The sequence below is a fragment of the Sphaerospermopsis aphanizomenoides BCCUSP55 genome (assembly GCF_001586785.1).
Taxonomy (GTDB): domain Bacteria; phylum Cyanobacteriota; class Cyanobacteriia; order Cyanobacteriales; family Nostocaceae; genus Sphaerospermopsis_A; species Sphaerospermopsis_A aphanizomenoides_A.
On record NZ_LUFH02000021.1, the window covers coordinates 1 to 24,648 of the forward strand.

21 protein-coding genes are annotated in these 24,648 nt (G+C 40.8%); 11 read left to right on the top strand and 10 right to left on the bottom strand.

The genetic code is table 11. The features are described from left to right. The first annotated feature begins 329 nt into the window (after positions 1-329). The 3 genes from A0J48_RS07470 (at position 330) to folP (ending at position 3,336) form a co-directional block, all read left to right on the top strand. A complete protein-coding gene (locus A0J48_RS07470) occupies positions 330-1,523 on the top strand; it encodes an IS110 family transposase (RefSeq protein WP_200321778.1) in 1,194 nt (397 codons plus the stop codon). Between the two features lie 41 nt (positions 1,524-1,564). After that, a complete protein-coding gene (gene tpiA, locus A0J48_RS07475; RefSeq protein WP_200321865.1) occupies positions 1,565-2,311 on the top strand; it encodes a triose-phosphate isomerase in 747 nt (248 codons plus the stop codon). 161 nt (positions 2,312-2,472) lie between these two features. Further along, positions 2,473-3,336, top strand: a complete 864-nt coding sequence (folP, locus tag A0J48_RS07480) for a dihydropteroate synthase (protein ID WP_200321779.1) — start codon at positions 2,473-2,475, stop codon at positions 3,334-3,336. A 33-nt stretch (positions 3,337-3,369) separates the two neighbouring features. Here the strand turns inward: folP and A0J48_RS07485 are convergent, their stop codons facing one another. The 5 genes from A0J48_RS07485 to A0J48_RS27715 form a co-directional block, all read right to left on the bottom strand. Further along, positions 3,370-4,212, bottom strand: coding sequence for an SPFH domain-containing protein (locus tag A0J48_RS07485; protein WP_200321780.1), 843 nt, complete (start codon positions 4,210-4,212; stop codon positions 3,370-3,372). Positions 4,213-4,634: 422 nt separating this feature from the next. Next, complete coding sequence (locus A0J48_RS07490) at positions 4,635-5,486, bottom strand: SWIM zinc finger family protein (protein ID WP_200321781.1); 852 nt, start codon at positions 5,484-5,486, stop codon at positions 4,635-4,637. Beyond that, positions 5,483-8,725, bottom strand: a complete 3,243-nt coding sequence (locus tag A0J48_RS07495) for a DEAD/DEAH box helicase (protein WP_200321782.1) — start codon at positions 8,723-8,725, stop codon at positions 5,483-5,485. The genes A0J48_RS07490 and A0J48_RS07495 overlap by 4 nt, the downstream gene beginning before the upstream one ends. A gap of 345 nt (positions 8,726-9,070) precedes the next feature. Then, the gene (locus A0J48_RS07500) at positions 9,071-9,244 is read right to left on the bottom strand and encodes a transposase (RefSeq protein WP_200321783.1); all 174 of its coding nucleotides are present in this window, start codon (positions 9,242-9,244) and stop codon (positions 9,071-9,073) included. Positions 9,245-9,534: 290 nt separating this feature from the next. After that, the gene (locus A0J48_RS27715) at positions 9,535-9,678 is read right to left on the bottom strand and encodes a helix-turn-helix domain-containing protein (protein ID WP_200321785.1); all 144 of its coding nucleotides are present in this window, start codon (positions 9,676-9,678) and stop codon (positions 9,535-9,537) included. A gap of 150 nt (positions 9,679-9,828) precedes the next feature. Here A0J48_RS27715 and A0J48_RS07510 point away from each other — a divergent pair, with 150 nt between their 5' ends. The 3 genes from A0J48_RS07510 (at position 9,829) to A0J48_RS07520 (ending at position 13,057) form a co-directional block, all read left to right on the top strand. Next, a complete protein-coding gene (locus A0J48_RS07510) occupies positions 9,829-11,985 on the top strand; it encodes a polyribonucleotide nucleotidyltransferase (RefSeq protein ID WP_200321787.1) in 2,157 nt (718 codons plus the stop codon). A gap of 101 nt (positions 11,986-12,086) precedes the next feature. Beyond that, positions 12,087-12,305, top strand: coding sequence for a hypothetical protein (locus A0J48_RS07515; RefSeq protein ID WP_234300780.1), 219 nt, complete (start codon positions 12,087-12,089; stop codon positions 12,303-12,305). Between the two features lie 488 nt (positions 12,306-12,793). Further along, positions 12,794-13,057 carry a DUF3146 family protein gene (locus A0J48_RS07520; RefSeq protein ID WP_062287265.1) on the top strand — a complete coding sequence of 88 codons (264 nt, stop codon included), beginning with the start codon at positions 12,794-12,796 and terminating at the stop codon, positions 13,055-13,057. An 11-nt stretch (positions 13,058-13,068) separates the two neighbouring features. Here A0J48_RS07520 and A0J48_RS07525 read toward each other — a convergent pair whose 3' ends face one another. The 3 genes from A0J48_RS07525 to ntcA form a co-directional block, all read right to left on the bottom strand. Then, positions 13,069-13,506 (bottom strand): pre-16S rRNA-processing nuclease YqgF, encoded by a 438-nt coding sequence (locus tag A0J48_RS07525; RefSeq protein ID WP_200321789.1) that lies wholly within the window; start codon positions 13,504-13,506, stop codon positions 13,069-13,071. A gap of 270 nt (positions 13,507-13,776) precedes the next feature. Further along, a complete protein-coding gene (locus A0J48_RS07530) occupies positions 13,777-15,267 on the bottom strand; it encodes a DUF3084 domain-containing protein (protein ID WP_200321791.1) in 1,491 nt (496 codons plus the stop codon). 356 nt (positions 15,268-15,623) lie between these two features. Then, a complete protein-coding gene (ntcA, locus tag A0J48_RS07535) occupies positions 15,624-16,295 on the bottom strand; it encodes a global nitrogen regulator NtcA (protein WP_190564903.1) in 672 nt (223 codons plus the stop codon). 695 nt (positions 16,296-16,990) lie between these two features. Between ntcA and fabI the strand changes: the two genes are divergently transcribed. From fabI to A0J48_RS07555, 4 genes are all read left to right on the top strand, one after another. Further along, a complete protein-coding gene (gene fabI / locus A0J48_RS07540) occupies positions 16,991-17,767 on the top strand; it encodes an enoyl-ACP reductase FabI (RefSeq protein ID WP_200321793.1) in 777 nt (258 codons plus the stop codon). Between the two features lie 102 nt (positions 17,768-17,869). Continuing rightward, positions 17,870-18,466, top strand: coding sequence for an imidazoleglycerol-phosphate dehydratase HisB (gene hisB / locus A0J48_RS07545; RefSeq protein WP_200321795.1), 597 nt, complete (start codon positions 17,870-17,872; stop codon positions 18,464-18,466). Positions 18,467-18,595: 129 nt separating this feature from the next. Further along, complete coding sequence (locus A0J48_RS07550) at positions 18,596-19,576, top strand: ABC transporter ATP-binding protein (RefSeq protein WP_200321797.1); 981 nt, start codon at positions 18,596-18,598, stop codon at positions 19,574-19,576. Positions 19,577-19,994: 418 nt separating this feature from the next. After that, a complete protein-coding gene (locus A0J48_RS07555) occupies positions 19,995-21,425 on the top strand; it encodes an SLBB domain-containing protein (RefSeq protein ID WP_200321799.1) in 1,431 nt (476 codons plus the stop codon). A gap of 171 nt (positions 21,426-21,596) precedes the next feature. Here A0J48_RS07555 and psbC read toward each other — a convergent pair whose 3' ends face one another. Next, the gene (psbC, locus tag A0J48_RS07560) at positions 21,597-22,982 is read right to left on the bottom strand and encodes a photosystem II reaction center protein CP43 (RefSeq protein ID WP_200321801.1); all 1,386 of its coding nucleotides are present in this window, start codon (positions 22,980-22,982) and stop codon (positions 21,597-21,599) included. Further along, the gene (psbD, locus tag A0J48_RS07565; RefSeq protein ID WP_200321803.1) at positions 22,966-24,021 is read right to left on the bottom strand and encodes a photosystem II D2 protein (photosystem q(a) protein); all 1,056 of its coding nucleotides are present in this window, start codon (positions 24,019-24,021) and stop codon (positions 22,966-22,968) included. The genes psbC and psbD overlap by 17 nt, the downstream gene beginning before the upstream one ends. Positions 24,022-24,368: 347 nt before the next feature. Here psbD and A0J48_RS07570 point away from each other — a divergent pair, with 347 nt between their 5' ends. Beyond that, complete coding sequence (locus A0J48_RS07570) at positions 24,369-24,644, top strand: hypothetical protein (RefSeq protein ID WP_200321805.1); 276 nt, start codon at positions 24,369-24,371, stop codon at positions 24,642-24,644. The last annotated feature ends 4 nt before the right edge of the window (positions 24,645-24,648 follow it).

Genomic DNA, 24,648 nt, shown 5'->3' on the forward strand with positions numbered 1-24,648 from the left:
CCTGCTACGAAGGTGAGGATGAGGATGATGAACACTATATGTAACCGCCTGATGATGGCTGCTTAGACCCGGTAGCCGAAACACACCCCTTGGTGTGTCGCGGATTGGGTCCAAACCAATCTTGCAAAAAGCACAACCAGCTTAGGGCTTTCACAGTGAAGTAAGCTCATGGCTTTTCATTTTTCGTAAGCTCGGTTGATTTGTGCTTTCAAAATGTGTCTGCCAGTGTTTGCAGCACTGGTTTTTGCTTTGAGACTGAATCAGGCTCGTTGGCCTTTGGGTGATTCACAAGCGTTGTTGACACAGTTCACACCTACAAGAAAAACAGAATGACTAGAGTTTTGGGGTTGGATGTTTCCAAGTCCAGCGTTTCTTGCTGCTTACTCACGGAAAAGCCGAATATTCCAAGGGAATTTTACTATGAATGTCGGTTTTATAAATTTGAATCTAATCTTGTTGGTTTGTCGGGGTTGATGGCACTAAAGCCAGAAATTGCACTGCTTGAACCGACTGGCGTTAATTACTCACGGTTTTGGGTGGAACACTTGACCCGTGCTGGTGTGGAAGTGAGGTTTATTGGACATAAACAACTGAGGAACTACAGAGAAAACCACCTTGGCTTACCTGATAAAGATGATGATGCTGATTCACTAGCCATCGCCTGTTACCAGTTTGATTACGGAAATGATTTAAGCAGGTTTGTTCAGGTGCGCGATCGCATTGTTTCCAGAATTCGTGAGTTAGTGTTGAGGCTTAACCACCTTTCCAGAATTCAGTCACCGATAATTAACAGGGCTAGACAAGATTTAGCTTGGCAGTTTCCAGAAGTTGCGCTCGTAGTTTCACGTCGCGGTGTTTCTGGAAAAGTCCCTCTGTTGTGGGGGTGGCTTGCTGGGGAAAGAGAATCAACCAGGTACGACAAACTTTATAAATCTAGTGCTGGAATTGGTTTAACTAACTCAGTCAAATTTCACGCGCAGCGCATTTGTAGCTTACAGCGAGAGGAACAGTTAATTGAGGATGAACTCTCGCAACTCCTCCAGGACGAACGCTTTACCAACTACCGCGAAGTTTTCCAGAAATTAAACTTAGGCGATCGCCTACAGGCTGTTATCATCTCCCAAATTTTCCCCCTAGAAAATTTCTTAGGTGAGGATGGTAAACCTGTTATCAGAATTAGGAAGGGGAGAAAATCTGGTAAACCTACCAAACGTCATTTATCACTTAGGAAATTTCAAAAAGCTTTGGGTGTTGCACCATCCCAAGAGTCAAGCGGTGATATTTCCAAATCTAAAGTTAGTGGTGGTTCTGCTTTGTGCCGTCGTTCACTCTGGCAATGGGTTTTTAGTGCGGTTGAACCCGCCCGCCGCCGCACAAATCCAGTGCTAAAGGAACTGGGTAAATTCTTGGATGCTGAGAAAGCATCTGGTAAACCAGTCAAACTGGTGAGGATGCGAGTAGCAGTAAGAGCGGTAAAACTTCTGTTTAAAATGCTAATTGCATCCAGAAAAGTTCTAGACTGAAAAATGCATCTAGTAGCGTTAGCATCTTGACAAAATCACCTGTGCGAAAAATCGTTATAGCCGGCAACTGGAAAATGTTCAAAACTCAGGCAGAATCCGAAGAATTCTTACGCGGATTTTTGCCCCTCTTGGAGGAAACACCCTCAGAACGAGAAGTAGTTCTGTGTCCTCCCTTCACTGACTTAAGCGTCATGTCCAAATATTTGCACGGTAGCCTGATCCAACTGGGCGCACAAAACGTCCACTGGGAAGAAAATGGAGCCTACACCGGTGAAATTGCTGCTCCCATGCTCACAGAAATTGGTGTGCGCTATGTTATAGTCGGTCACAGTGAAAGACGGCAATACTTTGGCGAAACAGACGCGACCGTCAATCTACGCTTGAAAGCAGCACAAAAGCACGGACTTACCCCCATTCTTTGTGTTGGTGAAACCAAACAACAACGGGACGCAGGGGACACCGAACAACTGATTAGCAGCCAATTAGAAAAAGGCTTAGTAGATGTGGATCAAACCAATTTGGTCATTGCTTATGAACCAATTTGGGCAATTGGTACCGGTGATACCTGTGAAACCAAAGAAGCGAATCGGGTCATTGGCTTAATTCGCTCTCAGTTGACGAATCCTAACGTATCTATTCAATACGGCGGTTCTGTTAAACCGAATAATATTGATGAAATTATGGCTCAACCAGAAATTGACGGCGTTCTCGTGGGAGGAGCCAGTCTTGAAGCTGAGAGTTTTGCCAGAATTGTCAATTATTCAGTAGTATCAGTAGCAAATCTTTGATAACTGCTCATCAACTAAGTTTAGTCCGTTTCAACGGACTTTTGCTATTAGCCTCGGAATTCATTCCGAGGCGGTATGAAACTGAACATAAAAATTCAAAATTCAAAATTCAAAATTCAAAATTCCAACTCCTGACTGCTGACTGCTGACTCCTATAAATTATGTCAAATCAATTAATTATTCGAGAACGTTGTTTTGCTTGGGGACAGCGAACATATTTGATGGGAATTTTAAATGTCACCCCAGACAGCTTTAGTGATGGTGGTCAATTTAACACTGCTTCAGCGGCTTTAGCTCAGGCGCAAGCAATGGTAGCCGCTGGTGCTGATATTATTGATATCGGTGGTCAATCAACAAGGCCAGGAGCAGAACAAATAAGCCTCACAGAAGAACTTGACAGAGTTCTGTCAGTTTTGCAAGTGATCAGACCAAAAATTTCCATTCCCATTTCTGTAGATACAACTAGAGCCGAAGTAGCGAAAGCTGCTGTAGAAGCGGGGGCTGATATAGTTAATGATATTTCTGGAGGTACTTATGACTCCCAAATGTTGCCAACTGTGGCCAAGTTAGATGTACCCATTATGTTAATGCATATCCGAGGAACTCCCCAAACGATGCAAAAACAAACAGATTATCAAGATTTCATGGGTGAGATTTCTAGTTTTTTATCCCAGCAAATAGCAGCCGCAGTTGCAGCAGGTATTAAACAGGACAAAATTATTATTGATCCTGGTATTGGCTTTGCTAAAAACTATGAGCAAAATTTAGAAATTTTTCGCCGCTTGCAAACCTTAAAAATGCTTAACTGTCCCATCCTGGTGGGAGCTTCCCGTAAAAGTTTTATAGGTAAAATTTTAAATCAACCTCAACCAAAAGCCAGAGTATGGGGAACAGCAGCGGCGTGTTGTGCAGCCATTTTTAATGGTGCTGATATCCTCCGAGTTCACGATGTTGTAGAAATGCGTGATGTCTCCTTAGTTGCTGATGCTATTTATCGGCAGGTGACAGGTGACAATGAACAGTAAAAAGTCAGAGATTAATAACTGATAACTGAACTGTTAATTTGTTCCATTCCCAGCAGTTTTACCATCATCTTCTTTAGTTACTGATTCAGCTATCAATTCCTGAAACATATCGGTTGAGTTCGCTGGATCTACAAATACAATTTTGGCGTTATTACTTTCTCCCAGTTTTTGGCTGGCTTGTACATAATCTTGAGCAATCAGATATCTTAAAAGCTCCTTGCTTTCTGGATGGGAACGTATAGCTTCAGAAATTATTTCCAGCGCCATCTTCGTTCCTTCAGCTTTTTTAATCGCTGCTTGTCGTTCTCCGTCAGCAGCAGAAATCAGCGCCTTTTTTTTATTCTCAGCAGCGCGTTCTTCTTGCATCGAGTTGCGTACACTTTCAGGCGGTGTAACTCTTTGCAGGTCTATGCGAATAATTTCTACACCCCACTTATTTGTAATTGGATTTAACTGACCTAATATGTTACGATCCATATCTGCCCTAGACATATTCGCATAGTCTAAAGTATTCTGGGCAATAACTTCTCGCAGGGTAGTTGTAGTTAAATTAGATAGTGCTTGTTGTAGATCATCAACTTCATAAAAGCTTTTTTCGATCTCAATGATCCGCCAATAAACAACTCCATCTACTTCCAGGTAGATACCATCTTTGGTGATGACATTCTGAGGCTTGATGTCTAAAACCTGCTCCCTGGTTGTATCTTCCATCACAATTTGGTCAAGTAAGGGAACAATGAAGTTGAGTCCTGGTATAAGTTTGCGATGATACCGCCCCAGACGTTCAACTAGGGCTTCATTACCTTGGTTAATTATTTTGGCAGATCCTAAAGCATAACCTATGAGTGCTAAAACTATAGCAATAATTGGTTCCATATATGCTCCTACTTAGGGTTTGGAAGAATTGAGTGTAAAACCGAATGATACCATTTTGAATTTTAAATCTTTACATTCAGAAAGACTGACTAGACTTCCTGTATAAATCACTCACAAAAATATTTGTAAGCGTTTAGCAGCAGCTACAACATAAAAGCTGTTCAGGTGTCCTCTAAATTTAAGCATAAAATAGCACAATCAAAGATTTTCAATGCCAAAATTCAGGAATCAGCAGGGGTAAGGTATTGTTTTAACACTAACTTTGATGGAGGTAAAGGACATTTTTTAACACTTATAGCCCACATTCCGGTGAGGTACAGGAAGAAAGAATTAACCGCAGATGGACGCAGATAAACGCAGATAAATTTGTACCTCATTAGATTAGGAAACGCTAGACTGAAAATTACTCTTATTCATCCAATTCATCCGCCTACATTCATAGCTGCTAAAAAAGCTTTTTGACTGACATCTTTGTAAACAGTTTGTAAATAATTCATAGTCAGTTCAGTAGCAGATGAATTCACTAAATTTTCTTCATCTTTAGCTAGGGGAATTGTCCCTAAAACTTCTAATACTATCTCACTAACACTAGGGGAAATGACCACTAAAGATGATTCTAATGGTTCATTATATTGCCAACAATTATCTAAGTTTAATGAATATTGATGTTCGGAAGTTGTTGGTTGAATTTCAGAAGTTTCTGTTTTTTTAGTTTTTTCGTCAGATTGATCTAAATTTTTATTGCTGCGTAAATTACGTAAATCACTAATAATTTTCTCTCTGGTGCGCCCTCGTAATTGAAATAAAACAAAAGGGTCCTCACTAAAGCGATCGCCTAATTGATAATACACAGCGCCAATATGTTTACAAGGCACTGCTTTATCAGGACAAGAACATTTACCGTGAACGTCACCTAAAGTAAAAGGAAATAATGAAAGTCCGTTAGATGTAAAGACTTCTTCTATATTTTGTGGCATTTCTCCTGCTAGTAACTTAGCAGCAAAAATCGCCTTTCGGGACATTGTTTCAATTACATAACCCCATTCTTCATCACTGAAAGAATCGAGGAAAAGAGAAACTTTATAAGGTTCTACTTCACTACCTTGCACCCGTGCTAAAACTTTTGCACCTTTAAACTCAATACTCAAAACATTTCCTTGTCTTGAATAATTTCTCGCTCGTTCTAACCGCTTTTTAAACCGATAAGAATCTAGTAAATCTAGCCATCGCTGTGACCACCATTCTCTACTTGCTTGCAGGGTAAAATTAGTCATTCTTCATCCTCATCAATTATTGCATTTCGATCCAGTAATAATAAATTACGCAATTGGTCGGTATCTAATTCAGTTAACCATTCTTCACCAGCACCAACAACCTGTTCTGCTAATTGTTTTTTACTTTCAATCATGTCATTAATTTTTTCTTCTAATGTTCCAGTACAGACAAATTTATGTACTTGGACATTCTTAGTTTGTCCAATTCTAAATACTCTATCTGTGGCTTGATTTTCTACAGCGGGATTCCACCATCTATCAAAATGAAAGACATGATTTGCCCTGGTTAAATTCAAACCTACACCACCAGCTTTTAAGGACAAAATCATAATGGGTGGCCCTTGAGGATCATTTTGGAAACGGTCAATCATTTCTTCCCGTTGCTTTTTACTGGTACTACCATATAAAAAGAATATTTCTCTTCCTAGCTGTTTTTCTAAATAGGGTTTAAGCAATTTACCCCATTCAGCAAATTGGGTAAAAATTAAGGCGCGGTTTTCTTCTGCTAAAACTTCCTCTAGCATTTCCTCTAGACGCTGCAATTTGGCAGAATGCTGTTTTTCTAAACTTGATTCTTTTAAATACTGTGCAGGATGATTACAAATCTGTTTTAACTTAACTAATAAAGCTAAAATCAGACCTCGGCGCTGTAAACCTTCTGCTGATTCAATTTCAACTAAAGATTCATCAACCAATTTTTGATATAATTGCCCTTGTGCAGCAGTCAAACCACAAAACACTGTCATCTCTTGCTTTTCTGGCAAGTCTTGAATAATTGATTTATCAGTTTTCAAACGCCGTAAAATAAAAGGTTGGACTAATGAGCGTAATTGTGTTAAAGAAGCTGTATCACCATACTTCTCTATTGGCATGGCAAACCGTCTTTGAAAAAATTGTTTATTACCTAAATAACCAGGATTGAGAAAATCTAAAATAGACCATAATTCTTGCAATCTATTTTCTACTGGCGTACCTGTCAAAGCAATACGAAATGAGGTTTCTAACTTCCGCACAGCTTGAGATTGCTTTGCATCTGCATTTTTGATATTTTGCGCTTCATCTAATACAATTATTTGCCAATTAACGGTTTGTAATAACTTAATATCTCGTTGTACCAGGGAGTAACTAGTAATTACTAAATTGTGTTTATTTGCAGTTTCGGTAAATGTCTTACCTTTGGGACGTTTATCACCGTGATATTCTAGAACTTTCAGGTTAGGGGCAAATTTCTTGACTTCTCTTTCCCAATTACCTAAAACGGACGTGGGACAAACTAAGAGAGTTGGGTTTTCTAGTGCATCCTGTTCTTGGAGATGGAGTAGAAAAACAATAAATTGTACCGACTTTCCCAGTCCCATATCATCCGCTAAACAAGCACCCAAACCCCAACGTTCCAGAAACGCTAACCAAGCAGCACCACGTTCTTGATAAGGTCGTAATTGTCCGCGAAAATTGCTAGGAGTTGGTAAAGGTTGAATATCTTGATTATTAGTTAAAGCCCCAACTAATTCCTGCAATGCACCAGAGGCTTCAAAACTCACGACAGGCAATTTTTCAATGACTTGAGTATCTCCTGTACTAATCCTTAAAGCATCTTCTAATGATAGAGACATCTGTTCTTTACGCGATGCAAAAAAGTTTTGAGCAGTTTTAATATCTTGAGGACGCAGTTCTACCCACTCACTATTAATTTCTACCAAAGGACTATTTAAAGCGACTAATTTATCAAATTCGGCTTTAGAAATTGTCTGTCCACCAATTGCTAATTGCCACTGGAAATTTAACAAACTTTGTAAACCCAAACGTCCCTGTTTTTTCTTGGGTGTTTCGGCGCTAATTTTCAAACCTAAACGATTCGCCCAGCCTTCACGGTTAGCTAAACTTGGTGGTAAAACAACTCCTAAACCGCTATCTTCTAACCTCCAAGCTACAGATTTGATAAATTCATAAGCCTGCATAGGGGTGAGATAACAAAATTGTGGAGATTCAGTTTCTAAACTAGGGGCTATAACTGGATACAATCGAGAAGCTAAACCCAAACCACGCAAAAATGTTTCTTGGGGTTGTTCAATTGTCCGATTTTGATAAACTAATTTTTCTACAGGATGATTCCAAATAGTTGCTGCATCTACTAAAAATTCTGCATCATCTGCTGCTTGCAGAAAGTAAGCTAATAGCCAATCTGTTTTTCCTGCTTCCGGGGCATGAAGTTGAAAACAGGTTCTAAATAAAGCTTTTCCTGTTAATTGATATTGTAAAGGTAGAGTCCAAGCTTTGAGGGCTGCTTCTAACCTGTCTAATCCCATTGCATCGCTATTAATTTTATTCGATGCACTATTTAAAGCCTGTAACCACTGTTGTACAGCAGGTGGTAAAGACATCATTAACCTATTGTCAATGGGAGATTTAGAAACCAGCATATCCCGCATTTGGGCATCTACTACACTATTGAGAAATCCCAGAATTAATTCCTGTGCTGATGGTGGTAAATCAACTGCTAAATTTTGCTGATTTTTATCTCTATCTTTTTGATATGTACGACAAATCAATGGCATTTTTGCAGCAAATTTTTCTAACCGAGTTGTATCTAAAGCACTATCTAAAAGTACCTTCCATTGGGCAACTAAAGAACCATCTGCTTCTGTTTGAATGGTTGGTAAAAACTTACAACGGGAAATTAAATCTAAACTCCAACGTGCTATTTGTACCCAAAAACGTAAATCGCCTCCCAAAAATGCGTTTTGACCATCAGTGGAACTCAATGGTAAAGCCGTGAGTAATTTTATGGCTGCATTGGGTTGAAGACAAAAACCTTCAATTTTCCAAGGTTGTAAGTATTGTGGTGAATTACTATCAATATTTAAACTAGCAGAATGTACAGGAGAGATTGCTTTATCCTGTTCTATAAAGGAGGTTGGTAAAGCAATAATTTGTGACTGCTTGGGTAAGGTTTGTTCGGTTTTGGGTGCTGTTTTACGTCCTTTGACTGGAGTAAAAGAAACTGAAGATGTTTGAAGATTTTGAAGATCTTGAATATAATTAGAAATCGCTAAATTATTTACTGTCAACCATTCACTCAACTCCTTTGGTGTCATTGCCAAGGGATTGATGGGGATTTCTGCTAGAGTAATAAATTCAAGATTAATCTGGGAAGTACGCCAAGTTTCTCCCCAAATAAATAAACAATTCTCAGAATTATCTTGTTTTTTATTTAACCAAACACCGTGTAGAATTGCCATTTTTATATTACGCTAATTTTTGACGAAGTTAATAAGTTAATATTTATTAGATAATTTATATTTGATATATCTGAGCTTTTAGATAACAATAATTCTCATTTAAGAATTTAGACAATTCAATGTAGATTTTTTCTTCCCATTCAGACTTGTACTTAACTGCTAGATTTTCTACCACTATGACTTGGTTTTCGTCAACTAATTTACAACTTAGTTTGTGCAGAAAATACTCACGACATCTAGTAATTTTGCGTGAACTTTAGCAACTTTAATCCGGGCTTGATTGCGGTTTTTAGATCCCTTCTGTTTACGACTAAGCTGCTTTAGTTTCTGAGCTAGTTTTAGTTCCTATTTACGGTAATAGTTTGGATTACCATGTTTAGTTACATCAGAAGTAACAGCATAGTGACTTACCGCTATATCTATACCAACAGCTTTACCTTGTGACGATAAAACAGGTTTATCATTACCGTCATCATCGAGGTAAGCTGCGTAGTATTCATCTGATGGAGTTAATGACACAGTAACAGATTTAAGTTTTCCTGTGGTAAGTGAGATACTTTACAGTAGATTTTATCTAGTTTTGGCAAGGTGAGATAGTTACCGTCTAGCTTTACCTGCTGAGGAAAGCAATCTATTTGCTTTTGTCCTTTCTTTTTGAAGTTCGGTTACTTACCTCGCTTATCAAAGAAGTTCAGAAAAGCACTAGACAAATCTAATACTACCTGCTGTAAACATGGGGATGGTGCTTCTTTTAACTACTCGTATTCTTTTTTCAGGGCAAATAACAGATTAATGGTGTCGTTGCGGCTTTAGCCCTTGCCAGTTGCTTTATAAATACGAAAGGTGAGGTCAAGAGCAAAGTTGTAAAACCAACGCACCCAACCAAACGACTTGGCACGCAATATAGACTGCTCCCCAGTCGGATAGATTCTGTGCTTATAGGCTTTTAACATTGCATTTAACAAACAGGCATCATTATGGTAAACGAAGATTTGACAAAAGTAAAGCCGTCCTTCTAGGACAAGGTTTTCAACTCAAATTTTAGATAAATGTTAGGATTGCCACAGAGAGAGAATAGCGTGCATAGAAGGAAAAAAAACTGAATGGCAGAAGTTGATAAGTCAATATCCTTTGATGGACGGGATATTCGACTGAAGGTTGGACTGTTAGCCCCCCAAGCTGGTGGGTCGGTATTGATAGAATCGGGGGACACAGCTGTTTTGGTTACAGCTACACGGTCAGAAGCTAGAGAAGGCGTTGATTTTCTTCCCCTCACGGTAGATTATGAAGAAAGATTGTACGCAGCAGGTAGAATCCCTGGTGGTATTATGCGCCGAGAAGGTCGTCCACCAGAAAGAGCGATTCTTACCAGCCGTCTGATTGACCGTCCCCTACGTCCTCTGTTCCCTTCATGGTTACGAGATGATTTGCAGGTAATTGCTTTCACCTTATCAATGGATGAGCAAGTACCGCCCGATGTGTTAGCTGTAACTGGTGCTTCTATTGCTACCCTCATTGCCCAAATTCCCTTTAATGGGCCAATGGCAGCAGTGCGGGTAGGTTTAGTAGGTGATGATTTCATCATTAACCCCACCTATGCAGAAATTGAAGCGGGAGATTTGGATTTAGTTGTTGCTGGTTCACCAGATGGTGTGATCATGGTGGAAGCAGGAGCAAATCAGTTGCCAGAGCGAGATATTATCGAGGCGATTGATTTTGGTTACGAAGCAGTGCGGGATTTAATCCAAGCGCAGTTAGATTTAGTCGAAGAACTAGGTCTAAAAATTGTGCAAGAAGCACCACCAGAAGTAGACCAAACACTAGAAAACTATATCCGCGATCGCGCAAGTGCTGAAATTAAAAAAATCCTGGCGCAATTTGAGTTAACCAAAACCGAGCGTGATAAAGCTTTAGATGTCGTTAAGGATGGGATCAAAGCTGAAATTGAAGCCCTACCGGAAGAAGATCCAATTCGTCTAGCGGCTACAGCAGATAGTAAAGCTCTTGGTAATACCTTTAAGGATATCACCAAATACTTTATGCGCCGTCAAATAGTTGAAGACAACGTTCGCGTTGATGGTCGCAAACTAGATGAAGTTCGTCCTGTTTCTTGTCAAGTAGGCGTTTTACCTCGGCGTGTACATGGTAGCGGTTTATTTAACCGGGGACTTACCCAGGTATTATCAGCTTGCACTTTAGGAACACCAGGAGATGCCCAAAACCTCAATGACGACCTACAAGTAGATCAATCTAAACGTTACCTGCATCATTACAACTTCCCACCCTTCTCCGTGGGCGAAACCAAGCCCATGCGTGCGCCAGGAAGACGGGAAATCGGACACGGGGCTTTGGCAGAAAGAGCGATTTTACCCATACTACCGCCCAAAGAACAATTCCCCTACGTCATCCGCGTAGTTTCAGAAGTGCTTTCTTCTAACGGTTCGACCTCAATGGGTTCAGTCTGCGGTTCTACCCTCGCCCTCATGGATGCCGGTGTGCCAATTATCAAACCTGTGAGCGGTGCAGCAATGGGCTTGATTAAAGAAGGGGACGAAGTGCGCGTCCTCACCGATATTCAAGGCATTGAAGACTTTTTGGGTGACATGGACTTCAAGGTTGCTGGTACTGATACGGGTATCACAGCTTTACAAATGGATATGAAAATATCCGGTTTGTCTTTAGATGTGATTAAACAAGCTGTTGATCAAGCTAAAGCTGCCCGACTGCACATTCTGGAGAAAATGCTCCAGACCATCGAAACACCCAGATTGGAAACCTCACCCTTTGCCCCACGCCTGTTGACGATCAAGATTGATCCCGAAATGATTGGTCTAGTTATCGGACCTGGTGGTAAAACCATCAAGGGAATTACTGAGGAAACAGGTGCAAAAATTGACATCGAAGACGATGGCACAGTCACCATTTCCGCAGTCGATGAAAGCAGGGCAAAAAGAGCGCGTAACATTGTCCAAGGCATGACTCGCAAACTGCATGAAGGCGATGTTTACGTAGGTCGTGTAACACGGATTATACCTATTGGTGCGTTTGTGGAATTCTTGCCAGGAAAAGAAGGCATGATTCACATTTCTCAATTAGCCGACTATCGGGTTGGTAAAGTTGAAGATGAAGTAGCAGTCGGTGATGAAGTGATTGTCAAAGTGCGCGAAATTGACAATAAGGGCAGAATTAACCTGACACGCTTGGGTATCCACCCAGATCAAGCAGCTGCGGCGCGGGAAGCTGCGGCAGTGAATCGTTAATAACGATTAAGGATTTTAGATTTTGGATTAGAGATAAATCGCAAATCTAAAATCCGCGATGCCTTGCCAGTAGGCATCGCCGTATGATTTTTTAAAATATTATGAATAGAGATATTAGAGGCAAGCAAGATATGGCTAATACAGAAGAAATCACCATTAAAGTGCCTTCAGAAATTGCAGAAGCCTATCGCCAAGCAACAAAGGAAGAACAAGAACAAATTCAACTCAAATTTGCATCAATTATGCAATTAAAATTTTTAAATTCTAGACAAGATGCTGTGCAACGTCTCAGAAAAATGATGGATGAAGTTAGTAAATAAGCACAGGCTCAAGGTTTAACGCCTGAAATTTTAGATTCTATTTTATAAATTGCACTATGATGGATATTTTTCTTCTGGGTAAGATAAAATCTTTGTTAACACAACTGGACGATTAGCAGTAGTTGGCAAAAGATGAATTGATATACGAACATCACAATTTTTTGCATCTTCCGGTAAAGAAGGTCTTGTTGTTGCTGCTGCGAGTGAAATCCTACCGGGGCTATCAATTATGATTTCATGTGCTGTACTTGGAATTGTTAAAGAGCCAGGTTTAATAATTCTTCCAATACTTACACCATTTTTAAGCTGCTTGGGACATCATACAGATAAGAAAACCTAGACATAAACAGACCTTTAACTCTGTCACCTGTCACCTGTCACCTGTCACCTGCCATATTTGCCAATTTGTCAATTTCCGGGATTTTTGGTACATAAAAATTAAGTAACCTACACGGTTTACTTTTATCCCTCATTGGACACCCAGCATAGTGAGTGCTAAACGTCTACCAGAAACTACTGCCCATGTCAGAATCACGCGCCAATCCTGGCAACATGGCTTTCTTGAAGGTGAAGTGAGTGCAGGTGATTTTGAATGGCATTTTCAATGGCATTTCCGCCGGGGAGAACTATCTGTGAAGCCTTCCCAGGGTCGCGCTTTAATTAAAGAACCTCTTGGCCGCTTTTTAGAAAAACAAGATTACCAGTTAGAACCAGGGGGAGATTATGCTTTTACGATTCGGGCTGAATTGTAATTAGTCAGTTGTCAATTGTCAGTGAGACCGTTGGCAGTTAAACGATTCAGGTAGCGTTCAATTAAGAGAATAGCCACAATATCGTCTATTGGTCTTGGTGGCTGTCGCATACCTTTGGGTAACAACTTGGTTAGTCCTGTTGGTGGAAACATCTGCCAATAGCGATCGCGTGCTTCCAAAGTTGTATAACGCTCATCTATTAAAATAATATTTAGCGTATCTGTTAATTCCTGATTTAGCTGCTGTTTCCATTTTTTGGCAGTAGTTTGATCACCCATGACAATTAAAGAAATGGGAAATTTTTGTCGTAGTTTTTCAATGTGAGCGATCGCTTCATTCGCTGGAACAACTTGATGATCATACAATTGTCGATCCAGTCCCATTACAGCTACACCACATTTATCTCGACCGGGATCAAAGCCTAAAATTGCTGGTTGTGTGTTAGTCATGGGAAAAAGGGAACAGGGAACGGGGAATAGGGAACAGTCAGAAGTTTTTTAATTTTTAATTTTGTAAGTATTCAGGATAGAGAATACTCCAAGTCAGGAGAATGAAGGCTGTTTTAGTCAAGTTTGATGATTTGGATAAAATCTCACTTCTGGACGATTCTTCATTTCATAAGCATTCTAACTCCTGACTCCGGTTGGTGAGCGAAGTCGAACCACTGACTCCTGAATTCTTACTTAATTTTCAATTTTCAATTTTCAATTTTCAATTTTTTAAGTGCTAAACAGAATTTGTCCATTCAAAATTGCCACCAGTTTCACTCTTAAGGGTCCGGCTGTATAGGTATCCTCAGCAGCTATGGCTTTAATTTCTAATGGTTGCTCAGACTGCTGCAATTGAGCAAAAAAGCGCAAAAAAGTACCGTCTATTTGCACAGTTTCGATAATTCCTGCATTGCGAGCGCGAAATTGAGAAGCAGAAATCAATAAATCTAGCCTTTGCCTTAATTGATATGATGTCATAGTTTTCATATCAGCAGAAGTTGTTGCTAGAATCTGACCAGCAGAAAATACCAATTGATTGCGCGTAGCATCAGCAAAGAATTCTATCTGCTTTTCTCCCCGGACGTAATTACCCGCAGAAAAAATTCGCACTACATATTCTCTACCATCATCAATTTGCTTAATCAGTTGCTCGACTCTATCTTGAGTAACACGCAATAGTTCTGTATTTGCAGGATTTGTCCCAGGTTCGCTTAATTCTATATTGGCATTGCGGTTAGCTTCGCCCAAAATTTGGATTACCACCTGACGAGCAGCATTAGGTTGATTGACTTGGACTACACCAGCAGCTAGAACTTGGCCACGTACCAAAGCTAATTTACCCAAACGCAGGTCACGGTAAGATTGATAATATTTTTCCAGCCTTGCTACTTCTTGTTCTAAATAATCTTGTTGTTTTTCTAATTCTTTGAGGCGAGATTCTCTAATAGCAATTACTTGCTCTCGCTTTTTAATTTCTAGATTACGACTTTGAATTAATTGGTCTAATTGAGTAATTTTCTGATCGCGTTTTTCAATAGCTTCTTGGCGATTAGCAAGTTCCTGATCGCGTTTTTCAATAGCTGTTTTTGCTTCGTCAATCGCTGTTTTTGCTTCTGCATAAAGTCGCTGCCGTTCTGTCTTTAATTCTTCAACTGCTTTCTGCAATGCCTGACGCTGATTATAAAGAGTTTGCAGTTCATTTATAGCTTGTTGATACTGTATCACTACTTCACCTAGTCGGCTTTGAGTTCCTTGCAGTTGAGCTTGGGTTTTAGCTTGTTGACTAATAGTGCGGTTAAGTTGAGCTTGTGTTATCCGTTGTTTGGCATTGACAGCTTGTAAAGACTGATTAATTTTCTGTAAATCTTGCTGTGCCTGAGTTTGTTCTTTTCTGGCTTCCGTCAGCTGCTTTTCTACCTGGCTTTTTTCAGCTTCTGCGGTTTTCAGTTGTTCTCGTTTGTTTCTCAGGTCTTTTTGAATATCTTCTAACTCAAATACGCCTTTCCGCAATCCTTCGTCAGCAGCAAATAAAATTGCTAGGGTTGATGCAGAAATTAACCCGCCAGTAAAAATAGTTACTAATACTGCTGTATTTTTGGGACGCAGCTTAAATAGTGAGAGGCGTGCTTTGCCAACTCGTGTGCCGATGCGATCGCCAACTGTGGCAATCACACCTCCCAAAATTAAAATTGCTGCTATCAGGATGTACCCGGTCGCCATCTTTAACTACCGTTCACGTGGTGTGCCGGAGGCATAATGCTTCCAGATACAGCCTACTACTTTCAACCATTGTCTGTGGGTGAAAGGAGATTGCCAAGGGCAGAAATTAATCAATTTTTCAATTACCTCCGATTGTGGGTATTTTCAATATACAAGCGGTGACAATACTGCTCGTTGAAGAGGCTAGAAATTTGTAGTTGGTTTGGGAAAAGGTTAAAAAGGTAAAAGATGAAGGTTTTTTCTTCTCCCTTTTCCCCTTTTTCCATTCCCCACAAAACCAGAGCAGTCTTAACTCAGCACAGGCTAAACGCCCCGCTACCGCTAACAGCACTCTTAATCACAAGCAATTTGGGTGATTAGGTAAATTGCTTACTTAAGGTAACAGGCTTGTGTACGGTAATCTTCTTCTTGTGGATGGAAATCATTTTTTTCTCGCGTAAATCTCCAAGTAACCTGGTGACAGTCACGCGAGTAGAACCAATTGCTTCAGCGATCGCCTGATGAGATAACTTCAAATCAATTGTGATCCCATCCGCACAAGGTACACCAAAATCTCGACAAAGAATTAATAAAAAACTTACCAACCTAGAACCCATATCTCGGTGAGCAAGGGTTTCAATCATCATCTCTGTCTGGAGAATCCGGGAAGAAAGTCCCCGCAGCATTAACATTGATAATTCTGGATTTTCCTTTAATGCTTGTTCTACTTGTTCAATTGGTGCAGACAGCAATTCTACAGCAGTAAAGGCCACTGCATGGTAAAATCTATCTGACTTGTTACCCGTTAGCAATGACAACACACCAAAAACACTATTTTCCCGCAGCAGTGCCACCGTTATTTCTTCTCCTGCCTCATATACCCTGGAAAGTTTTACAGCACCCTTGAGAAGAAAATAAACTCGTTCGGCGGGATCGCCGGGAAAAAAGATCGTTTTGTTGCGTTCAAACGTCTCCACAACTGGCGGAAAGGCTCCAGTTGCCATCTGACGAAAAACATTTGCTAGGGCTTTATCTTGTGTCACGATCATCTCCCTTCCCCTACCCAATGCCGGAAAAATAAAAACTGATTACCTAAGAATACACCTGAAAAATCAAGAAAGCACCGTCAACCTTTCTGTTTTTTCCTATACTCAAATCTATCACTTTTTCTTCTTATGTTTATCATGATACCCAATTCTTGTTATTTTTAGCCAGCACTTATTGATCAGTGGTTTCAGAAGCTCAACTACAAAGGTTTTTTTGCCTAAAATTTTTCGATATCTTTATAACTTCTTAATCAATCAGCATAAATTTTGTTGTAATCAACACCCTGACTAGAAAATATGGGAAGGGTAAAAGCGTAAGCGGTAAAAGGAAATATTTATGTGAGCATTTAGCTATCAGTATTCAGCAGTCAGCGGTTAGCTTTTTCACGGTTACACCCAAACTTACTTTTTTTGGTTTATCAAATATTCTGACTCCTGAGTCCTGAATTCTTACATTTTTCTATTTCATGGGTTGCTGTAATGCAGTTGATGATGGCTACTTAATTATTTTTTTCAAAATCATATTCCTAACAAAGTCATCCTCTAAAAGGATTTTGGATTGACTGGGTGCTTGAGGATTTTGGATTGCGGATTGATGCAACGGATAAATCCAGATGCTTGTGCTATTAAGGAATTATTGGTCAAAATAGGCTCAGATTCTAGTATGCTCCTAATGATTGATCAAATTAACAATTTCTATGCTGAATCTGTCCGGAAAAAACGCCTTAGTAACAGGTATTGCCAATAACCGATCCATCGCTTGGGGTATTGCCCAACAACTTCATCAAGCAGGTGCTAACTTGGGTGTTACCTACTTGCCAGATGAAAAAGGTAAATTTGAGAAAAAAGTTGCAGAATTAGTAGAACCCCTCCAACCTAGCTTGTTTCTTCCCTGTAACGTTGAGAACGAGGAGCAAATTCAAGCTACTTTTGATACTGTCCGTCAGCAGTGGGGTAAACTAGATATTCTTATTCATTGTCTGGCTTTTGCCAATAGAGAAGATTTAACTGGGGATTTTAGCCAGACCTCTCGTGCTGGTTTCAATAAAGCTTTGGAAGTTAGCACCTATTCACTCGTTCAGTTAAGCGGTGCTGCTAAACCTTTGATGACAGACGGCGGCAGTATTATTACTCTCTCCTATTTAGGTGCAGTTCGAGCAATCCCAAACTATAACATCATGGGTGTAGCTAAAGCCGGATTAGAAGCCAGTGTCCGTTACTTAGCCGCAGAACTAGGATCTCAAAATATTCGCGTCAATGGTATCTCAGCAGGACCCATTCGCACTTTGGCATCTTCAGCAGTAGGTGGCATTTTAGATATGATTCATCATGTTGAACAAGTTGCTCCCCTACGTCGTACCGTCACACAGCTAGAGGTAGGCAATGCAGCAGCTTTCTTGTCTAGTGATTTGGCAAGCGGTATTACCGGGCAAATCCTGTATGTAGATGCAGGATATGAAATCATGGGTATGTAGAGAATAGGGTGTAGGGTGTAGGGGCTAGGGTGTAGGTGAAAAGATTTTTACCGATGCCCAATTCCCAATAACTAACTACTAATGACTAATGACTAATGACTAATGACTAACAACCGCATTGCTACAGTTCACCGCACTACTGGAGAAACGGATGTAAAAGTAACTATCAACCTTGATGGTACAGGCATCTGCAAAGCTGCTACTGGCATTCCTTTTTTGGATCATATGCTGCATCAAATCGCTTCTCATGGGCTGTTTGATTTAGATATCCAAGCCAAAGGAGACTGGGAAATTGATGACCACCATACTAATGAAGATGTAGGTATTACCTTGGGGCAAGCTTTACATCAGGCATTAGGTAACAAAAAAGGTATTGTCCGCTTTGGTAATTTCCTTGCACCCCTTGATGAAGCTTTAATTCAGGTGGCTTTAGACTTTTCTGGACGGCCTCACCTCTCCTATGGATTACAAATTCCTACTCAACGGGTAGGAACTTATGATACTCAACTGGTGCGGGAGTTTTTTGTGGCTTTGGTAAACCATAGCCAAATTACCTTGCATATTTGCCAACTTGATGGTATTAATTCCCATCATATTATTGAAGCAACTTTTAAAGCCTTTGCTAGAGCTATGCGAATGGCTGTAGAAATTGATCCTCGTCGTGCTGAGACTATTCCTAGTTCCAAGGGAGTGTTATGAGTTACTGATGTCCGGATCAAAAAGCTACTATGTTGGCGATAATTGACAGAGCAAATAGTGATAGTTATTATCGTCTTACTTACATCTGTAATTAATCACACCTAGCCAGGAATTAGTCATTTAACCACAATGAATTCTGTTGCAGACACTCCCGAACCTCAACTGAATCCTGTAGATCAACCACCAGTAGTCCTAACTTCTGAGTTGCGAAAAGTCTATCGCACTGGTTTTTGGCTAAATCAAAAAGTTGTATCTCTCAAAAGCTGTTCTTTACAAGTTTACCCAGGACAAACCTTTGGTTTGCTAGGTCCCAATGGTGCGGGCAAAACTACCCTGTTAAAACTCTTACTAGGAATTATTCGACCTTCTTCCGGTAGGGGTTTATTATTGGGTAAGCCACTAGGCGATCGCTCAGTTAAGCAACGTATCGGTTATCTACCAGAAAATCCCTATTTATACGACTATCTCACTGGCTGGGAATTTTTGGAATTAGCTGCTGGATTATTCCAAATTACCCACAAGCTACAACGTCAACGCATTCCTCAGTTACTAGAATTAGTTGGTTTATCCCAAGCTGACGCTCGTAAAAAACAAATGCGGCGTTATTCTAAAGGTATGCTTCAGCGTGTTGGCATGGCTCAAGCATTAATTAATGATCCTGATTTGGTATTTCTGGATGAACCCATGTCTGGACTAGATCCCTTGGGACGCTACCAAATGCGGGAAATTATTCTCTCACTCAAAGGTGCGGGAAAGACGATATTTTTCAATAGTCATGTTTTGAGTGAAGTAGAACAAATTTGCGATCGCGTGGCCATTCTGGCAAAAGGAGAATTAATTTGCTCTGGTTCTCTCCATGAACTCTTAGGCACAGAAAATACATATCATGTTAAGGGTCATGGAGGTGATGCAGAACTTCTCAAAAAAAGAATACCGGATCTAGAATTTGAACCGAATGGACATTGGCACGGTATATTACAAGACGATTACTATGATTTCCTTGCTAGTCTCAGGTTAATGGGAGGTGAAATCATCACCATCAACTTAGCTCGTCAATCTTTAGAGGAGTTCTTTATCCAAAAGATCCAACAGCAAAATGATTCACAGTAAGTATTTAGCACAGTTTTTTAGAGTTAAACTAGCAGCATAAAAATTATATTTCTGCTAATTGCCGTATCATATTGATACTTTATTAGAGTTAATTCAAAATGTCATGTTGATATTAATTTAGAGAATAAGTGACAGCACCAGCTACTAGAACATAGGCAATATAAATCTAAATTTTGATTCTTAACTATTGACTATTGTCAGAAAACTTGCTCTAATCGTGAACAATTAATTTATTTCACTGAGTTCAGCTTTAAATTAGCTTCACTAAAAATCCTGAATTCCTCATTAAATTAGATCCGGAAAATCAAGATTACTTACGAAAATAACATTGTTGGGGAACTTGAATAATTAAGTATAGTCAACGTTAAAATGTTTAGACAATACTTTACAGATCCTAGTCTCACAGTCTCAGGTAAATATGCTTAATATACATTTGTGGAAAATTTTCACCCATTCAACTACAGCTGTAGTTCTATTAACTACTGTTAATATTGCTTTACCATCTGTCAGTCTAGCTCAGAAACAAACAGTATCAAACACTTCAGGTATATCCACAGATTACTTATTAGGCGGAGGCGATCGCATTCGTGTCAATGTGTTTGAAGTACCCGAATATACAGGCGAATACCAAGTTCCTCCTGGTGGCGCGATTAATCTACCTTTAATTGGTAGTATTTCCGTTCTGGGATTAACAACAGAACAAGCAGCAGATGAAATAGCTAGAAGATATGCTCGTTTTCTCAAACGTCCCCTGATTTCTGTGAATTTGTTATCATCACGTCCCATTAATGTTTTTGTAGCAGGAGAAGTTACAAGACCTGGTTCTTACACTCTTAACTTGGAAGGAAGTGGAGGAAACAATCCAGGTGTACAGTACCCAACAGTATTAGCGGCACTAACCACAGCCCAAGGAGTAACATTAGCAGCAGATGTAAGTAGAGTACAACTACGTCGTAAGATCGGACGTTCGGGTGAACAACTTATTAGTCTCAACTTAAAGGAAATCACCCAAACAGGAAGAATCCCCCTAGACATTACTTTACGGGATGGAGACACCATCGTTGTACCCACAGCCACAGACTTCAACGTTGCTGAAGCCCGGAATTTGTTCGCTGCTAACTATGCGGCTAGTCAAAGCGCACCGCGCACTGTGGCCATTACAGGTCAAGTTAACCGTCCTGGTTCTTATTTAGTGACACCAGGTTCTAGTGGTGGCGAGGGTGGAGCGCCAGGAACTGGCTTACCAACTGTGATGCGGGCAATTCAGTTAGCCGGAGGAATTACATCTCAAGCTGATGTTCGGAGTATTCAAATTCGCCGTCCTACCAGAACTGGCTCAGAACAAACTTTAAATATTAATCTCTGGGAATTACTGCAAACTGGGGATCTGAATCAAGACGTGGTATTGCAAGATGGAGATACAATAGCTGTTCCCACCGCCACCGATATTAACACAGCAGAAGCAACTCAATTAGCTACCACTACTTTATCACCTGCAAAAATTCAAGTCGGGGTAGTAGGAGAAGTTAAAAAACCTGGATTAACAGATTTACAGCCGAATAGCTCTCTAAATCAGGCTTTGTTGGCGGCTGGTGGCTTTAATGATGCTAGAGCTAGTAGCGGTGCTGTAGATTTGATTCGCCTCAATCCCAATGGTACTGTTACTAAGCGGGTAGTAAAAATAGATTTCTCCAAGGGAATTAACGAGGAAACCAATCCTATACTACGCAACAATGATGTAGTCGTAGTTCAACGTTCTGGTATTGCTAAGACTAGCGATACAGTAGGTACTGTATCTGGTCCTTTAGGCACTATCTTGGGTATTGTCAGGTTGTTTTTTGGATTCTAGTTTACTGTTCACGCTTGAGGTCTTTTCCATTTTCCCAAAACATAATAATGTATTTAAGCCTGCATTAGCAGGCTTGACTTTTTTAGGGATAAAAAAACTCTTGCTGTAAAGCAAGAGTCAAGAGTAAGAAGATTAATTGACTGTCAGTGATCAAAGAAATCTTAAAATCACTTAGTCGAGATCGTTCATGAACATAACTGGTTCAGTTTCACGATTAATACCTTTCTCAAAACCACCAGCAGCAGCGCGAGCGCGACCAGAATGCCACAAGTGACCAATGAGGAAGAAGAAACCTAACACAAAGTGAGAGGTTGCCAACCATGCACGGGGAGATACATAGTTGAAGGAGTTGATTTCGGTAGCCACACCACCTACAGAGTTCAAAGAACCCAGAGGAGCATGAGTCATGTATTCAGCCGCACGACGAGCTTGCCAAGGCTGAATATCATTCTTGATTTTTTCTAGGTCAAGACCGTTAGGTCCACGCAGAGGCTCTAACCAAGGGCCACGGAAATCCCAGAAGCGCATGGTTTCACCACCGAAGATGATTTCACCGGTTGGAGAACGCATCAAGTATTTACCAAGACCAGTAGGACCTTGAGCAGAACCAACGTTAGCACCTAAGCGTTGGTCACGAATCAAGAAGGTTAAAGCTTGTGCTTGAGAAGCTTCAGGACCAGTAGGTCCAAAGAATTCACTGGGGTAAACGGTGTTGTTATACCAAACCATACAAGAAGCTATGAAGCCCATTAAGGACAAAGCGCCCAAGCTGTAGGAGAGGTAAGCTTCACCAGACCAGATGAAAGCACGACGCGCCCAAGCAAAAGGCTTGGTGAAGATGTGCCAAATACCACCGGAAATACAAATTAAAGCAATCCAGATATGACCGCCGATAACATCTTCCATGTTATCTACACCAACAATCCAGCCTGCGCCACCAAAAGGAGATTTGATTAAATAACCGAAGATGACAGCAGGGTTGAGTGTGGGGTTAGTAATTACACGCACATCACCGCCACCAGGAGCCCAGGTGTCATATACACCACCGAAGAACATTGCCTTCAGCACTAATAGCAACGCACCGCATCCTAGGATGATCAGGTGGAAGCCAATGATGTTGGTCATTTTGTTCTTGTCTTTCCAGTCGTAACCGAAGAAAGAGGAATACTCTTCTAAGGTTTCTGGACCGCGGACGGCATGATAGATACCACCAAAACCCAGAACAGCGGAAGAAATTAGGTGCAGTACGCCTGCAACAAAGTAGGGAAAAGTATCAATTACTTCACCACCAGCAGCAACACCCCAACCGAGGGTAGCTAGGTGAGGTAGAAGAATTAAGCCCTGTTCGTACATGGGCTTTTCTGGGATAAAGTGAGCAACTTCAAATAAAGTCATTGCTCCAGCCCAGAAAACGATTAAACCAGCATGGGCAACGTGAGCGCCAAGTAGTTTACCGGATAGGTTAATTAAACGAGCGTTTCCAGACCACCAAGCAAAACCGCTTGATTCTTGGTCGCGTCCGCCGCCTATAACTGATCTATTAGAGAGCGTTACCACGTGGTAATACTTCTTCAGGGAATACAAATTGTTCGTGGGGTTGGTCTTGAGGAGCCATCCAAGCGCGGATACCCTCGTTCAGCAAAATGTTTTTGGTATAGAATGTTTCAAACTCTGGGTCTTCTGCTGCCCGTAATTCTTGGGACACGAAGTCATAAGCCCGCAGGTTTAAAGCCAAGCCGACGATGCCAACGGCACTCATCCACAAGCCTGTGACTGGTACAAACAACATGAAGAAGTGTAACCAGCGTTTGTTGGAGAAAGCAATCCCGAAAATCTGTGACCAGAAGCGGTTTGCTGTCACCATTGAGTAGGTTTCTTCTGCTTGGGTGGGGTTGAAGGCGCGGAAGGTGTTGGATGCTTCGCCGTCTTCAAATAAAGTGTTTTCTACTGTTGCACCGTGAATCGCACACAGTAATGCTCCACCGAGAATACCCGCTACTCCCATCATGTGGAAGGGGTTGAGTGTCCAGTTGTGGAATCCTTGCAGGAATAACAAGAATCTGAAGATTGCTGCTACACCAAAGCTGGGTGCAAAGAACCAGCTTGATTGCCCCAAGGGGTACATCAGGAAGACGCTGACGAATACAGCGATTGGACCTGAGAATGCTAGAGCGTTGTATGGACGAATCCCTACTAGTCTGGCAATTTCAAATTGACGTAACATGAAGCCAATCAGTCCAAATGCTCCGTGTAGTGCTACGAATGGCCATAGACCACCTAGTTGACACCACCGGGTAAAGTCACCTTGTGCTTCTGGTCCCCACAATAGCAACAGGGAATGTCCCATGCTGTCTGCTGGTGTGGATACTGCTACTGTCAGGAAGTTTGCTCCTTCTAGGTAGGAGGAGGCTAATCCGTGGGTGTACCAGGATGTGACGAAGGTTGTGCCGGTTAACCAACCGCCTAGTGCGAGGAAGGCGCAAGGGAATAATAATATTCCTGACCAACCTACGAATACGAAGCGATCGCGCTTTAACCAGTCGTCTAGTACGTCAAACCACCCTCTTGACGGGGCGCGTCCAACTGCGATGGTCATTAGAAAGAATCTCCAAATGTTTATAAGTACAGATTTTTATCTGTTTTTATAGATGGCTATGACATAACCGCCCATAAACAGATATTTAACCAGATTGTCAATCTAGTTTACAATTTTTTACTGTCTCTAATCATAATAAGTGCAAATCTCTAATTTTTCCAGTGGTATTGGAGATAAAATTTAATATTGGAGACAAAAAGCAGAGGTACACAGGTGCAGGGAGAAAAAATTTATTCTTTCTTTTTTCTACTGAACTCCTGATTTTGCCTATTCCCTATTCCCTATTCCCTATTCCCTTGACAACTGACGCTAGAATTGTTCCTACAGTGAAATGTGATGAATGTTAAATGTTTACCATCGACTTAAGCATCAGAAATACTGCTTTCCCGATTTCCGTACAACGTAAGTCTACTGAAGATGCAGAGGCTGTCTATCAGCTGATTTTGGCGGCCATGCGTTCTGGTAATCCTGATATTGTAGAACTCAAGTGCGAAGGCAAAACAGAGAAAAAAATTGCTGTCCGCGCTAGTGAAATTTCGGGAGTACAAATTGTGCAGAAAGATGGTGCAGCTACCAGCAGTGGTAAACCACCAGGCTTTGCTGCTTTTACTGCTGCTGAGTAACCAA